14 protein-coding genes are annotated in these 14972 nt (G+C 67.1%); 7 read left to right on the top strand and 7 right to left on the bottom strand.

Annotated features, from left to right (window positions below; genetic code table 11):
* Positions 1–214: 214 nt before the first annotated feature.
* Genes katG through ACXAD2_RS25560 form a run of 3 tightly spaced genes read left to right on the top strand, consistent with a single transcriptional unit; the run spans position 215 to position 3557 of the window.
* Positions 215–2389, top strand: coding sequence for a catalase/peroxidase HPI (gene katG, locus ACXAD2_RS25570; RefSeq protein ID WP_475176868.1), 2175 nt, complete (start codon positions 215–217; stop codon positions 2387–2389).
* Between the two features lie 13 nt (positions 2390–2402).
* The gene (locus tag ACXAD2_RS25565) at positions 2403–2555 is read left to right on the top strand and encodes a hypothetical protein (RefSeq protein ID WP_475176865.1); all 153 of its coding nucleotides are present in this window, start codon (positions 2403–2405) and stop codon (positions 2553–2555) included.
* A gap of 9 nt (positions 2556–2564) precedes the next feature.
* On the top strand, positions 2565–3557 hold the full coding sequence (locus tag ACXAD2_RS25560; RefSeq protein ID WP_475176864.1) for an ROK family protein: 993 nt from the start codon (positions 2565–2567) through the stop codon (positions 3555–3557).
* A gap of 15 nt (positions 3558–3572) precedes the next feature.
* Here ACXAD2_RS25560 and ACXAD2_RS25555 read toward each other — a convergent pair whose 3' ends face one another.
* The 7 genes from ACXAD2_RS25555 to ACXAD2_RS25525 form a co-directional block, all read right to left on the bottom strand.
* Complete coding sequence (locus ACXAD2_RS25555) at positions 3573–5351, bottom strand: adenine deaminase (protein WP_475176862.1); 1779 nt, start codon at positions 5349–5351, stop codon at positions 3573–3575.
* On the bottom strand, positions 5348–6238 hold the full coding sequence (locus tag ACXAD2_RS25550) for a nucleoside hydrolase (protein WP_475176859.1): 891 nt from the start codon (positions 6236–6238) through the stop codon (positions 5348–5350). The genes ACXAD2_RS25555 and ACXAD2_RS25550 overlap by 4 nt, the downstream gene beginning before the upstream one ends.
* Positions 6235–7248: an ABC transporter ATP-binding protein gene (locus tag ACXAD2_RS25545; protein ID WP_475176858.1), complete on the bottom strand. Its 1014-nt coding sequence runs from the start codon at positions 7246–7248 to the stop codon at positions 6235–6237. The genes ACXAD2_RS25550 and ACXAD2_RS25545 overlap by 4 nt, the downstream gene beginning before the upstream one ends.
* Entirely contained in the window at positions 7241–8029 is a 789-nt protein-coding gene (locus tag ACXAD2_RS25540) for an ABC transporter permease (protein WP_203595350.1), read from the bottom strand. The genes ACXAD2_RS25545 and ACXAD2_RS25540 overlap by 8 nt, the downstream gene beginning before the upstream one ends.
* A gap of 4 nt (positions 8030–8033) precedes the next feature.
* Positions 8034–8855 carry an ABC transporter permease gene (locus tag ACXAD2_RS25535; RefSeq protein ID WP_066109964.1) on the bottom strand — a complete coding sequence of 274 codons (822 nt, stop codon included), beginning with the start codon at positions 8853–8855 and terminating at the stop codon, positions 8034–8036.
* A 135-nt stretch (positions 8856–8990) separates the two neighbouring features.
* Complete coding sequence (locus tag ACXAD2_RS25530) at positions 8991–10007, bottom strand: ABC transporter substrate-binding protein (RefSeq protein ID WP_475176854.1); 1017 nt, start codon at positions 10005–10007, stop codon at positions 8991–8993.
* Positions 10008–10012: 5 nt separating this feature from the next.
* Positions 10013–11011, bottom strand: a complete 999-nt coding sequence (locus tag ACXAD2_RS25525) for a LacI family DNA-binding transcriptional regulator (RefSeq protein WP_475176852.1) — start codon at positions 11009–11011, stop codon at positions 10013–10015.
* Between ACXAD2_RS25525 and ACXAD2_RS25520 the strand changes: the two genes are divergently transcribed.
* From ACXAD2_RS25520 to ACXAD2_RS25505, 4 genes are all read left to right on the top strand, one after another.
* Positions 11001–11246 (top strand): hypothetical protein, encoded by a 246-nt coding sequence (locus ACXAD2_RS25520; protein ID WP_475176849.1) that lies wholly within the window; start codon positions 11001–11003, stop codon positions 11244–11246. The two genes, ACXAD2_RS25525 and ACXAD2_RS25520, sit on opposite strands and share 11 nt — an antisense overlap.
* Before the next feature lie 65 nt (positions 11247–11311).
* Positions 11312–12439 carry an MlaE family lipid ABC transporter permease subunit gene (locus ACXAD2_RS25515; RefSeq protein ID WP_475176848.1) on the top strand — a complete coding sequence of 376 codons (1128 nt, stop codon included), beginning with the start codon at positions 11312–11314 and terminating at the stop codon, positions 12437–12439.
* The gene (locus ACXAD2_RS25510; protein WP_475176846.1) at positions 12436–13248 is read left to right on the top strand and encodes an ABC transporter ATP-binding protein; all 813 of its coding nucleotides are present in this window, start codon (positions 12436–12438) and stop codon (positions 13246–13248) included. The genes ACXAD2_RS25515 and ACXAD2_RS25510 overlap by 4 nt, the downstream gene beginning before the upstream one ends.
* Before the next feature lie 2 nt (positions 13249–13250).
* The gene (locus ACXAD2_RS25505) at positions 13251–14969 is read left to right on the top strand and encodes an MlaD family protein (RefSeq protein ID WP_475176844.1); all 1719 of its coding nucleotides are present in this window, start codon (positions 13251–13253) and stop codon (positions 14967–14969) included.
* Positions 14970–14972: the final 3 nt, after the last annotated feature.

Genomic DNA, 14972 nt, shown 5'->3' with positions numbered 1-14972 from the left:
CGGGAGGGGTTTTCAGGGTTGTTCATGCACAGGCAACACCCGGCGGCGCATTGGGTTCCGCTGCGCACGCGCGCCGCGAACGCTGATAGCTTTACCTTATCGCAATGTGAAAAAATTACGATTTCTTTTTATGGCCCGGCGAATGTAGGTCTTTCCTGCGCGGCGGCAACTGCCCCGCCGGTAACAGATAACCCAGCGAATGTCGGAGCCAGAGATGGACGGAAATGATGTGAAACCCACGGGCGGCTGCCCGGTGATGCACGGCGGTCAGACCTCGACCGCCAATTCGGTGACCAGCTGGTGGCCGAACGCCCTCAATCTCGACATCCTGCACCAGCACGACAGCAAGACGCAGCCCTTCGCGCCCAACTTCAACTACCGCGAAGAGCTCAAGAAGCTGGACGTCGAGGCGCTGAAAGACGACCTCCGTCAGCTGATGAAGGACAGCCAGGAGTGGTGGCCCGCAGACTGGGGCTCCTACGTCGGCATGTTCGCTCGCGTGGCATGGCACGCCGCAGGCTCCTACCGTCTGGCCGATGGCCGTGGCGGCGGCGGCACCGGCAACCAGCGTTTCGCCCCGCTCAACAGCTGGCCGGACAACGTCAACACCGACAAGGGCCGCCGCCTGCTCTGGCCGATCAAAAAGAAATACGGCAACAAGATCTCTTGGGCCGACCTGATGATCCTCTCGGGCACCATCGCCTATGAGGTCGCGGGCCTGAAGACCTTTGGTTTTGCCTTCGGTCGCGAAGACATCTGGCACCCCGAAAAAGACGTCTACTGGGGCGCCGAGAAGGAATGGCTCGCCGCGTCGGACAACCGCTATGACGATGTGGCCGATCCGTCGACCATGGAAAACCCGCTGGCCGCCGTGCAGATGGGCCTCATCTATGTGAACCCCGAGGGCGTCAACGGCCAGCCGGACCCGGTGAAGACCGCCGCGCATCTGCGTGAGACCTTCGCCCGTATGGCGATGAACGACGAGGAAACCGCCGCGCTCACCGCCGGTGGCCACACCATCGGCAAGTCGCACGGCAACGGCAACGCCGACGACCTCTCTGCCGATCCCGAAGCCGCCGATGTGACCTCGCAGGGCATGGGCTGGATGAACACCAAAGGCCGCGGCATTGGCCGTGACACCGTGGTGTCGGGCATCGAAGGCGCGTGGACGAAGAACCCGACCCAATGGGACATGGGCTACTTCGAGATGCTCTTCGGCCATGAGTGGGAACTGACCAAATCGCCCGCAGGCGCTTGGCAGTACAAGCCCGTCGAGATCAACGACGAGGACATGCCGGTCGACGTGGAAGACGCTTCGATCAAATGCATGCCGATGATGACCGACGCCGACATGGCGATGAAGGTCGACCCGATCTACAACGCGATCTGCCAGAAATTCATGGCCGATCCGGAGTATTTCTCGGAAACCTTCGCCCGCGCTTGGTTCAAGCTGACCCACCGCGACATGGGCCCGAAAGCCCGCTACGTCGGCCCCGATGTGCCCTCCGAAGATCTGATCTGGCAGGACCCTGTCCCCGCGGGGACAACCGGCTACGACATCGGTGGTCTCAAGGCAAAGATCGCAGCCTCTGGCCTCAGCGTCGCCGATATGGTCTCGACCGCATGGGACAGCGCCCGCACCTACCGCGGCTCTGACATGCGCGGCGGTGCCAATGGTGCGCGCATCCGCCTCGCGCCGCAGAAGGACTGGGCGGGCAACGAGCCCGAGCGTCTGGCGCGCGTGCTGAGCGTGCTCGAGCCGCTGGCAAGCGCTGCCGGTGCGAGCCTTGCGGACACCATCGTGCTGGCGGGCAACACCGGTGTGGAACTGGCCGCCAAAGCCGCGGGCTATGACATCTCGGTGCCTTTCGCGCCGGGCCGTGGTGACGCGACCGACGAGATGACCGACGCCGAAAGCTTCGATCCGCTCGAGCCCGTCGCCGATGGGTTCCGCAACTGGCAAAAGCAGTCCTACGTGGTTTCCGCCGAAGAGATGCTGCTCGACCGGGCGCAACTCATGGGTCTGACCGCGAACGAGATGACCGTGCTTCTGGGCGGCATGCGCGCGATGGGCACCAACCACGGCGGCACCCAGCACGGCGTGTTCACCGAACGCGCGGGCGCTTTGACCACCGACTTCTTCGTCAACCTGACGGATATGGCCTATTCGTGGGTTCCGGTGGGCAAGGACCTCTATGAGATCCGCGACCGCAAGACCGGCGAGACCAAATGGACCGCGACCCGCGTCGATCTGGTGTTCGGCTCGAACTCGATCCTGCGCGCCTATGCCGAGATCTACGCTCAGGACGACGGTGCCGAAGCCTTCCTGCCCGCCTTCGTGGCGGCATGGACCAAGGTGATGAACGCCGACCGCTTCGATCTGAAGTGATCGCGACGCACAGATGAAGATCGGCCCGCACCTCATTGAGGTGCGGGCCTTTTTCGTTTTTATGGCTCGCGCCCGCCGCACGGTTGCGCGCAATCCCCTTGCCGTTTGCCGCCGCGACAGGCTCTATGCCATTGCCAGAAAAGGCCGCACCACGCCGGACCGATAAGGAGAGCCTATGCCCGCGCAGCCAGATCAGCCCCGCCTCGCGCCCGCGGACATGCCCCGCGCGACCTCTGGCGGGATCGACCTTGGCGGCACCAAGATCGAGGCGCGGCTCTTCGATGCGCAGATGCAGACGCTGGAGACCCGCCGCCTGCCGACCCCTGCAGTGGATTTCACCGCTTTTGTAGAGGCTTTGGCGGCGCAGGTGCGCTGGCTGGAAGAGACCTCGGGGCTTGGCGCGGCGCTGCCGGTGGGCATCGGCCTGCCCGGTCTCATCGACCCCGAAAGCGGCCTTGGGTTTGCCGCGAATATCCCCATCACCGGCCAGAACCTGCCCGCCGCGCTGGCCGAGGCGCTGGGGCGCCCGGTGCCGCTGCTCAACGACTGTCAGGCCTTTGCGCTGTCCGAGGCCCACGGCGGCGCGGGCACCGGGGCGCGGCGGGTGATCGGGCTGATCATGGGCACGGGGATCGGCGCGGGGCTGGCGCAGGACGGGCGTGCGGGCTATCGCGCCAATGGCTCGGCGCTGGAGGTTGGCCACATTGGCCTTCCTTCACATGCGTTGCAGGAACTGCGCGACCGGCTGGGCGTCGATCTGGCCCTGCGCGACTGTGGTTGCGGGCGGCGCGGCTGCTTTGAGACCTGCCTGTCTGGTCCCGGCCTGTCGTGGCTGGCGCGGCAGTATCTCGGCGCTGAACTGGAGCCTGCGGATCTCGCGCAGCGCGCTGGCGACGGCGAACGCGCCGCCGAAGTGGTTCTGCAGATCTGGGCGCATCTGGCGGGCGAATTGCTGCTGACGCTGCAACTGACGCATGATCCGGATTGCATCGTGCTGGGGGGCGGCCTGTCGCAGATACCGGGCGTCGAGCTGCGGCTCGCGGCGGCGCTGGAGCGGGTGCGGCTCGGCAGCATGCGCGCGCCGAAGATCGCCATCGCGCAGCATGGCGACAGCTCGGGCGCGCGCGGCGCGGCCCTGCACGCTTTGGCGCAGGACCGCGACGTCTGACTTGGGGCCGGGCGCTCAGCCCAGCCCGTCTTCGAGCACGCAGCTTTCCATCACGGTGCCTTCAAAGACCTCGACCAGCCCCAGATCGCTCAGCCTTGGACCGGCGTTGCAGACCAGCGAAGCCCCGAAGAGCGCCTTGAACACCAAAAAGGGCGGCTCCCATGTCACCAGGCCATCGAGCGTCGCGCGCAGCGCTGCGAAGTCGCGCGCCATCTGCGGCAGCGGCGCTTCGCTGATCAGCCCGGCAACCGGCAGCGGCAGGCAACTGAGCACCCTGCCCTTCGCCGCGACCGCGAGCCCGCCGCCCGCCGCGCGCACCGCATTGGCGGCGGCGGCCATATCCTCGGGGTTTCGTCCAAAGACCGTGAGGTTGTGGCTGTCATGCGAGACGCTGCTGGCAAACGCGCCGCGCCAGTCGCCCCAGTTCTCGAGGAACGCGGTGCGCATCGGCGTGCCCGCGCCGTGGCGGTTGACGATGCCCATGCGGATCATGTCGTCAGGCAGCACGAGCCGCCCGTTCGCGACCTCCACCCGGCGCTCTCCCCAGACCGGGAAGCGGGGTTTCGACAGCGTCGCGATACGCGCCTGCGGCCCGCGCGCGGGGATCTCGAAACCCTCTGCCGTGATCGGGTCCAGACGCATCGTCTGGGCGAGCGTCGCGGGCACGGGCACAGCGGTGGGCGGCTCGGCAAGCTCGCCGCGTTCCGCCACGAGGCGCCCGTCTGCGATCACCGCGCGGGCCGTCACCGCCTCGACATCCGACAGCAGTACCAGATCGGCGCGGCGTCCCGGCGCGACAAGGCCGAGATCGGGCCGCCCGATCCGGCTGGCGGCGTTGAGCGTCGCCGCGCGATAGGCCCAGAGCGGCGGCAGACCGCAGGAAATCAGCAGCCGGATCACCCCGTCGAGCCCGCCCTTGGCCGCCAGATCGTCAGGGAAGATATCGTCAGTGCAGAGCGTGACCGTCTGCGGCAACTCGCCAAGCTCCAGCAGCGCCTCTGCCAGTTCCGGCAGCAGATGCGGATGCGAGCCGCGCAGTTCGATGGTGAAGCCCGCTTCGAGCTTGGCCATGAGGTCCGCCCCTCCGGTCAGCTCGTGGTCGGTCTCGACCCCCGCCGCCGCGAAGCCCGCCAGATCCCCGCCCGTAAGGCCACGGGCGTGGCCGCAGACCCGCTTGCCGCTTTGCAGCCCGGCCTGAACGATCCCCGACACGCGCGGATCGCCCTGTAAGAGCGGCTGCATGGTCATCAGTTCCGCCGCGCCATGGGTGTCGCTGCGACTGAGCCAGCGGGCCACGGTCTCGGGGGTGAAATCGCCGCCGCTGGCCTCGAACCCGGGGGCCGAGGGCACGCAGGTCGGCACCAGCGGCAGCAGGCGCAGCGGCAAGCCTTTGGCGGCGGCGCAGGCGTAGTCCAGCCCGGCCTCGCCCACCACATTGGCCAGCTCATGCGGATCCCACAGCGCTGTCGTGACGCCGCGCGGCACCACCGCGGCGGCATAGTCCGCCGGGGTGATCATCGAGCTTTCCACATGCATGTGGCTGTCGATGAAGCCCGGCACGATGGTCTGGCCATGGGCGCTGATGCGCTGCGCGGCGTCGCGGCTCGGGTCCGGGGTGTGGACGCTGGCGATCAGCGGGCCGATAAGGCCGATGTCGGCGTGGCGCGTGCGCCCGGTGACCATGTCGAGCAGCTCGCCACCCTCGATCAGCAGATCGAAAGGCGCCTCGCCGCGCGCGGCGCGCACCGCGCGGGCGCGCAGATCGGGGTCGTTGAGATCGGCTGGGAAGCTCATTGCGCATCCTCCTGCCGCAGCGCGTCGAGGCAGAGCCGGGCAATGTCCTCGCGCGGGGCGGTCGGCAGACGGGTCAGCCCCGCCGCGTCGGCGGTGAAGGTCGTCGCACCGTAGGTTTCATCCTCGGCCACCGAAACGTGCAGCGTCTGGCGCGCGAAGTCGAAAGCCTCGGGGCGGACCAGCGCCAGCGCGGCGACGGGATCGTAGATCGCCATGCCGTCGCGGCCCCGGCTGAGGCCGATGTCGAGGTAGCCGCCGAGAAGGTCGGCGGTCAGCGGATCGGTCTGCGGCATGTCGGCGGCGCCAAAGCGGGCCTGACGGCAGATCATCAGGTCGATCACCTCGAGCGGAGGCCCGGCCCTTGCCACCACATCGGCTGCCTCTGGATCGCAGAGCGCGTTGAACTCGGCCAGCGGCGAATGGTTGCCCGGCCCGTTGCTGCCGCCCATCCAGACCAGCCGCGTGATGCGGGCGGCGGCCTCGGGGTGCGCTTGCACCAGCAGGGCGATATTGGTGAGCGGACCGAGGGCAAGCACCTCGCGCGGGCCGCCCTGCATCAGCCAGCCCGCCAGCGCCTCGATGGCGTCGGCGGGCGGCTGCGGACCGTCCACATCGGGCAGAAAGCGGCCCCGGCTGTCCATGCCGCGATCCCCGAGGATCGCCTGTGCGGTTTCGGGCTCGCGCTTCAGCGGGCGGTCGGCCCCCGCGTGCAGCGGTGCGTCGAACCCATAGGCCTGCGCCGCGCCGAGCGCATTGGCGATGACCTGCGGCAGCGGCGAGTTCCCGGCGACCAGCGAGATACCCTCGACGTCTGCCCCATAGCGGCGCAGCAGCAGCAGCGCCCAGAGATCGTCAAAGCCGTAATCCGTATCGACCCAGAGGCTCATGCCGCAAGGCCCCGCGCGGTGGCGAGCGGCAGGTCGAAGGCGATGGTCTCGCCCAGGGCCACCTCGGGCAGGTCGATGGCGGCATCGGCCTTGATCGGGCCGACCGCGCTGTCGATGACATATTCGCGGTGCGCGCCTGCAAAGCTGCAGGCGGCGACGCGGCCCTGATGCGGGCCGCTGCCCACGGTCACCGCGTCCGGGCGCCATGCAAGGATCGGAGCTTCGGGACGGGACGTCAGCGAAAGCCGCCCTTTGGTTGTCACAATCTCCTCGCCTTCTACTTTAAAGATATTCTCGAACCCCATGAATTCCGCCGCAAATGCCGTCCGCGGGCGCGCATAGAGATCGGAGGGCGTGCCGAGTTGTTCGATCTTGCCGTCCTTCATCAGCACGATGCGGTCAGCGAGCGCTAGCGCTTCGGCCTGATCGTGGGTGACGAAGACCATGGTGATGCCGGTCTCTTTCTGCACCCGCTGCAATTCCGTGCGCATCTCGAGGCGCAGGCGGGCGTCGAGGTTCGACAGCGGCTCATCGAGCAGCAGCACCTTGGGCCGCATGACAAGGCTGCGCGCCAGCGCCACGCGCTGCTGCTGGCCGCCCGACATTTCAGCCGGTTTGCGCTTTTCGAACCCGGTGAGGCCGACGGTCGCCAGCCCTTCCTCGGTGCGCTGCTTGATCTCGGCCTCGGGCAGCTTCTGCAGGCGCAGGCCGAAGGCGACGTTCTCATAGGCGGTGAGGTGCGGGAAGAGCGCGTAGCTCTGGAACACCAGCCCGATGCCGCGCTTGTTGGCCGCCACGCGGGTCACGTCGCGCCCGTCGATGGTGATGCTGCCGCCGGTGGGCGACAGCAGCCCGGCGATGGCGCGCATGGTGGTGGTCTTGCCGCAGCCCGACGGCCCGAGCAGCGCGATCAGTTCGCCCTCGCGGATCGACAGATCGAGGTTCGGCACGGCGACCGATTTGCCGTAGCTGAGGGTGAGGTCGGAGAGTTGGACGAAAGCGTCAGACATAGCGAGAGAATCCCAGCAGGCGTTCGGCGGTGAAGACGATGGCGAGCGACATGAAGGCGAGCAGCGCCGAGAGCGCGGCGACGGAGGGATCGAAGGTGATCTCCATATAGGCGAGCATGTCGATGGGCAGGGTGCGGACGCCCGGCCCCGAAAGGAACAGCGAGACCGGCACCTGATTGAAGGAGGTGACGAAGCCGAGGATGAAGGCAGCGAGCACCCCGCCCCGGATGTTCGGCAGCACCACTTTGGTGAAGGCCTGCAGGCGCGTGCAGCCGAGCAGCACGGCGGCCTCTTCCATATCGGCGCGCAGGTTGTGCATGGACGAGCTGACCACGCGCACCGCATAGGGCAGCACCAGCGCGGTATGCGCCATGAAAAGCGCCAGCGTCACCGTGACCCCGGTGGGCACCACCATGTAGCGCAGGAGCGCAAGGCCGACGATGATGCCCGGCACGATGATCGGCGCGGCGACGATGGTGCGCACGGTCTCGGCCATCGGCAGGTCGTAACGGTTGAGCGCATAGGCCGCGGGCACGCCAAGCAGCAGCGCCGCGAGGGTGCCGAAGACCGCCAGCGCCATCGACAGCAGGAAGGAGGCGCGGAAGCTCTCGACGGTGAAGACCTTGAGATACCAGCGCAGGGTCAGCCCCTCGGGCGGGAAGGCGAGGTATTCGGTGTCCGACGCCCCGGCGAGGATGATGATCAGGAACGGCCCGATCAGGAAGGTGAGCGTGAGGCCAAGGATCGACCAGTTGGCGAGGTGGCGCATGGAGGTGTTCATGAGGTCAGCTCCGGGCGGTGGCGATGCGCTTCAGCAGCAGGTTCGCCGAGAAGGACATGACGATGAGGATCATGGCGATGACGCTGGCCGAGACGAAATCGTTGGACACGTTAACCCGCTGATAGAGCAGCGTTTCCAGCATCAGCACCTTGGAGCCGCCGAGGATCGCCGGGGTGATATAGGCGGTGAGCGCCCCGGTGAAGACCAGCGTGCCGCCGATGACGAGCCCTTCCTTGGTCAGCGGCAGGATCACCTTGAAGAAGACGGCGATCCAGCTTGCGCCGAGCACGCGGGCGGCGGGCACCACGTCACGCGGGATGTTCTCCATCGCCGACACGAGGCTGATGATCATCAGCGGCAGGAAGAGCTGCAGCAACCCGAGGAAGACGGCGGTCTCGGTGAACAGCAGCCGCAGCGGCGTGTCCGACAGGCCCAGCCCGGTGATCGCCTCGTTGACGATGCCGGTGCGGCCCAGAATGACGATCCACGCGTAGGTCCGGGCCACGGGCGAGATCATCAGCGGCAGCACCACCATGCCGAACACTTTGCCGCGCGACTTGGGGCCAAGGTTGACGATGCAGAAGGCGGCGGCATAGCCGATCACCGCCGCCGTGCCCGCGACCAGAACGCCCAGTTTCAGCGTGCGCAGAAAGACCGTGCGGTTGAGCGGCGTGGAGAAGAAATCGATATAGCCCTGCAGCGACCAGCCGCTCTCGGCCCGGAATGCCTCGGAGAGCAGGATGCACACCGGCACGAGGAAGAGCAGCGTCGAGAAGATGGCTGCCGGAAGGGCCAATGCCAGCCCTTCGCGCGTGTTGCGAAACATGGGTAAGGGTCCCGTCTGGAAAGGGGCCATGGGCACCGGGGAGCAATCGGTGCCCATGGCGGAGTGAGGTGCGGAGTGAGGGAGCGGATCGGGGTCAGGCGGCGCGCCGCCCTGCCCCGTTCCGTGTGCCGCGGATTACTGGATGACCTCGGTGTTCCACTGCTCGACCCAGCCTTCGCGGTTGTCGAGCACCTCTGCCGCCGGCAGGATGTTCAGCGCGTCGATCACCTCGGCCCCATAGGTGAGGTTGCTGGCGGCCTCTTCGCTCAGCTCGACCTCTTTGTTGGCCGGGCTGTCGATCAGCATCTCGCCGATCTTGGTCTGCACCTCGGTCGAGAGCCAGTAGTCCATGAACTGATAGGCCAGGTCCTCGTTGCCGTTGTCTTTGGTCATGATCATCACGTTCATGCCGCCGGCTTGGCCCTCTTTGGGCTCGGCCCATGCAAACGGCAGACCCGCGTTCTTGAAGCTGCCCCATGCGAAGCGGCCCACCGGGGCGGCGATGACCTCTTGCTGGTTCATCAGCTGCACCAGCTCGGACGAGCGCGAATAGAAGGTCACGATGTCATCGGAATGCGCGCCGATCTCGGAGATCACCGGCGCGAGATCGCCTTCCCGATCCATCGACTTGCCCAGCATCATGACGGTGAGCGGACCCTGCGTGCCGGTGATGTTGGGCAGCGCGACCTGACCGGCCAACTCGTCGCCCAGCAGGTCGCCCCAGCTTTGGATGTCCACCAGGTCCGAGCGGTAGACGATGGAGCTGGCATAGAAGGTGTAGCCCACCGCCATGTTGTCGCCGATCGGATCCTTGGCGCTGTCGTAGAGCTTGTCGAAGTTGCTGAGCTTGCTGCTGTCGAGCGGCTGGATCAGCCCCTTGCGCGACAGCGCCAGCGCGTCCTGCGTCGAGATCACGGCCATGTCGATCACCGGGTCGGCGGCATTGGCTTCGATCTTTGCCATACGCTCGACGCTGTTGCCAGTCTCGACCACCAGATCGCAGCCGCAGATCGCCTCGAAGGGATCGTAAAGCGCCTCTTTGTATTCGTCCTGCGCGAAGGAATAGACCGAGATGGTCAGCGTTTTGTCGGCGGCATGCGCCGCCGTGCCGAATGCGCTGGCGAGCGCGAGAATGGAAAGCGAGGTCTTCATGGCAGTCACTCCGTGTTGGTCGGGGTCTTGGTTGGGTCTTCGTTGATCTTGTGAGGGTGCGGCGCGGCGGCAGAGGCGCGCGTCACAAGGCGCATGGGCACCGCATGGCCCGCAGCGGGCGCGGCGCCACCGGCGATCATGCCGGTGAGCACTTCGAGCGCGCGCTCGGCGATGGTTGCCATGTCCTGCGCCGTGGTGGTCAGCGCCGGATGCATGGCGGTGGCGAAGGGCAGATCGTCAAAGCCGGTGAGGCTGACGTCACCGGGCACCGAAAGCCCGGCGCGCGACAGATGCGACAGCGCGGCCAGCGCCAGCAGATCCGAGGTTGCAAGGATCGCCGTGGCGCCCTGACGCACGAGGCCCGGCAGGTCTTCCAGACCCGGCTCACCCCACACGGTTTCAAAGCGCGCACCCTCGCCCAAACCCTCGGTCATGCCGCGCATCCGGTCGCGCTGCACGTCCGACACGCTGTCGCCGCCCAGCAGCACCACATGGCGGTGGCCCAGATCGCGGATGTGCCGACCCAGCAGTGCGCCGCCCCCGGCATGGTCGGCCGAGACGGTGTTGCGCGGATCCGAGACCGTATTGATCGTCACCGAAGGGAGGCCCGGCGCCTCTGGCGAGGTGCCTTTCTGCGGCACGATCACCACCCCGTCGACGCCGCGCCCGATCAACCGTTGCAAGGCTTCGGCCTGCCGCGCCTCGCTGCCACGGGAGTCGGCGATGAGGATGCCAAGGCCACGCGCCTCGGCGGCAACCGAGAGGTTCTGCGCGATGCGCGGGAACAGCGGATTGGTCAGATCGGGCATGACAAGGCCGAGGATACCACTTTGCCCGGTCTTCAGCGCACGCGCCGCGCTGCTGGGCTGATAACCGAGCTCTGCCGCGCGCGCCTGAATACGCGCCACCAGATCCTTCGACACCCGCCCCTTGCCCGAGAGCGCGTTCGAGACGGTGGCGTTCGAGACGCCGATATCCTGTGCGATCTGCTTGATGCTGGCCATGATGTCCTCTTTGGTGAAACGATTAATCAGGGCATTTCGCGTCGGTCAACGCTTAATTAAACGATTAATCATGAGAGAAGGCGGCCCGCTCGTGTTTGCCCAAAATCTGCGCGCGAACTCCCGCATGAGGCGTTTTGTTGAGGCTATGATGCGCGCAAAGCGGCAGCTTCCTTTGCCGGGCGGCACCTGCGGCAAAGCGCGCCCCTGCGGCAACAGCGCCGGGCTGGCCGGGTGAATAGCGCTGGCGCCGCCAAGCAAAGCCTTTAAAAATGAGCAGCATAGGCCGGGAGGGTCCCGCGCATGAGCGCCGAGCATATGCAGCTTCAGCACGAAGAATCAGTCGGAGGCGGGCGGATCAGCCTCTCCGGCCCGCTGAGCGTGCAGGATGTCGGCGCGCTGGCTACGGCGCTTGGCCAAATGCCCGGCGGCAGCGACGTCAGCGTCGATCTGGCCGGTGTCACCCGCATGGACACCGCCGGGGCTTGGGCGCTCATCGCCTTTGAACAGCGCGTGGCGCAGGCAGGCGGCAGCGCCCGGTTTGAAAACGCCAGCGAGACGGCGACACTGCTGCTCGACACCGTGCGCAGCGCCATGCCGCAGCCCGATGCCGCAGATCCCGCCCCGCATGGCCCCAAGGCCTTCCTCGAGGCCACGGGCAAGCGGGTTATCGGCGGCCTTGCCTTCCTGCGCGGCTTGCTGGCCTATCTCGGGCTCTTCCTTGCCGGGCTCTTGCGGGTGATCACCCATCCGCGCGAATTCCGGTTTACCTCGCTGGTCGCGCATTGCGACGATGTCGGCCTGCGCGCCGTGCCGATCGTGTCGCTGATGGCCTTTCTGATCGGCGTTGTGCTGGCCTTTCAGGGCGCGAGCCAGCTGCGCCAGTTCGGGGCCGAGGTTTTCGTGGTCGATCTCATCGCCATCTCGGTGCTGCGTGAACTGGGCATTCTGCTTACCGCGATCATCGTCGCCGGGCGCACGGCCTCGGCCTTCACCGCCGCCATCGGCTCGATGAAGATGCGGCAGGAGATCGACGCCATGCGCACCCTCGGGCTCGACCCGGTGACCGTGCTCTTCGTGCCGCGCATCCTTGCGCTGCTGCTGATGCTGCCGATCCTCGGGCTGGTGGCCGACATCATGGGGCTGTTCGGCGGCGCGCTGATGTCGTGGATCGAGCTTGGGATCTCGCCCTCGATGTTCCGCACCCGGCTGATCGAGGGCACCGATGTGTCGCATGTGATCGTCGGGCTGGTGAAAGCGCCGGTCTTTGCGCTGATCATCGGCGTGGTGGGCTGCCACGCGGGGATGCAGGTGAAGGGCGACGCGGAATCTCTGGGCCGGATGACCTCGAGCGCTGTGGTGACGGCGATCTTTGCGGTGATCGTCGCCGATGCGCTGTTTTCGGTCTTCTTCGCGGAGCTGGGGCTATGAGCGCGCCGCGTGAGACGGTGATCCGGGTGCGCGGGCTGCGCACGCAGTTCGGCAGCCATGTGGTGCATGAGGATCTCGATCTCGATGTCTACCGCGGCGAGGTGCTGGGCGTTGTCGGCGGCTCGGGCACCGGAAAATCGGTGCTGCTGCGGGCGATCACCGGGCTGGAGACGCCCGCCGCCGGAGACATCGAGGCCTTTGGCACCAAGGTGCTCACCGCCCGCGGCGACGCACGCGAAAGGCTCGACGACCGCTGGGGCGTGATGTTTCAGGATGGCGCGCTGTTTTCGTCGCTGACCGTGCGCGAGAATGTCGAAGTGCCGCTGCAGCGGGTGCCGGGGCTGACTGCGCCGCTGCGCCGCGCGCTGGCCGATCTGAAGATCTCGATGGTCGGCCTGCCCTATCGCGCGGGCGATGCTTACCCGTCGGAACTGTCGGGCGGGATGCGCAAACGTGCGGGGCTGGCACGGGCGCTGGCGCTCGACCCCGAGATCGTCTTTCTCGACGAGCCCACCGCCGGGCTCGATCCGATCGGCGCTGCGGCCTTCGATCAGCTGATCAACAATCTTACAACGGCTCTGGGACTTACGGTGTTTCTCGTCACGCATGACCTCGACACGCTTTACGCAACCTGCGACCGTATCGCCGTGCTGGCCGAGCGGCGCGTTCTTGTCACCGGCTCGCTGCAGGACATGCTGGAGGTCGATCACCCTTGGGTCCAAGAGTATTTCACCGGACCGCGCGCCCGCCTCGCGCAGGCTGCGGCGACAAAGCCCGACGCTGCCGGGCCGCAGGCCGGGGCTGACTGATCATGGAGACGCGTGCCAATTACGTCCTTGTCGGAGCCTTTGCCATCGCGGGCTTCATCGGCCTTCTGGGCTTCCTGCTGTGGTTCGCCAATGTCGAGCTCGACAAGCAGTTCGACTATTACGACATCGACTTCCCGTCAGTATCGGGCCTGAGCATCGCCTCGGAGGTGCGCTTTTCCGGCCTGCCCGTGGGACAGGTGGTGAGCCTTGGGCTCTCGCCCGAAGGCGACGGCTCGGTGCGGGTGCGGGCCGAGGTCACCGCCGGAACGCCGGTGCGCAGCAATTCGTTGGCGACGATCGAGGCGCAGGGGGTGACCGGCGTCGGCTACGTGGGCATCACCGCGGGCAGCCCCGGCGCGCGGCTGCTGTCGGATCAGGCCGAGGGCGACGTGCCGATGATCGAGGCCGGACAATCCGCGCTGCAATCGCTGACCGAGGAAGGCCCCGAGATCCTGTCGGAAACGCTGGAACTGGTGCGCGAGCTGCGCGGCCTCATCGGGGGTGAAACGCAGGCGCGGGTGCAGACCATCCTGAGCAACGTCGAGCGGGCCTCTGCGGATCTGACAAACACGCTTGATGCGATCTCTTCGGTGGCGGACTCGGTGAATGGCTTTGCCGAGGGTGTCGGGACGATCACCGAGAGCATCGACACGCTGAGCCGCGAGGCGGGCACCACGCTGCAGGATGCAAGCGCCGCCATGCGCTCGGTCGAGGCGCTCTCGGAAGAGGCGCGTGGGCTGATCGTGCAAGGCTCTGGAAGCGTGCAGCTGGCCGAGGATTACATCACCACGCGGCTCGGCCCGGCGACGGAACAGGTGCAGCGGTCGGTTGCAGAGATCGAGAGCCGCTTTGCCGCGCTCAGCGACCGGGCCGAGACCCTCGCCAGCACCTTCACCACCACCGGAGAGACCGCGACGCAGCGCCTAACCGAAGCGCAGCAGACCTTGGCTTCGGTCGATGCGCTGATTGCCGAGCTGACGCAGACCTCGCGCAGCGTGGATGGCGCGGCGCAGCGGCTCGACGGGTTGATCGCGGGCGACACCAGCGCCCTTGTCGCCGAGTTGCGCACCGCCACCGCCGAGGCGACAGCGGTCATCCGCGACTTTGGGCAGACCGCGGGCGGCGATCTGACGTCCATCTTCGAGGACATCCGCAGCGCCACCCGCTCTGCCGCGCAGACCATCGACACGGTGGGCGCGGATCTCACCTCTGCCTCCGGCCAGCTCGATGGGCTGGCGCAAAATGCCTCCGAAACGCTCGAGGCGGCGCGGACCACATTTGCCAATGCCAATGAGACGCTCGCGGCGATCAACGGCACGCTGGAGACCGGGGACCGCGCGCTTGTCGCCGCCGAGCGCGCCTTTGACGGGGCCGATAAGGTGATCCGCGACGAGGTGCGCCAGATCACCGCGCAGCTGCGCGAGACGCTCGCGGGCCTCGAAAGCGCGATCGGCACGGTGGCCGGAGAGATCCCCGAAATCACCAGCGAGTTGCGCAGCGCCAGCCGCTCGGCAGCTTCGGCCTTCTCGGGGCTCGAAGGCGCGGTGGGCGATGCCCGCCCGTCGCTGCGCGAGTTCTCTGCCACCGCCCTGCCCCAGTTCGGGCGGCTGGCCGCCGAGGCGCGCGCACTGATCGACAATCTCGATGCGCTGACCACGCAGATCCGCCGCGATCCGAGCCGCTTCTTCCTCGACCCGCGCGCCCCTGAATATCGAAGGTAACCC

This window comes from Salipiger sp. ABN3_019, assembly GCF_056158605.1.
Note: the sequence above shows the minus strand (reverse complement) of the source record. Positions and strands in the feature narration are given on the sequence as shown.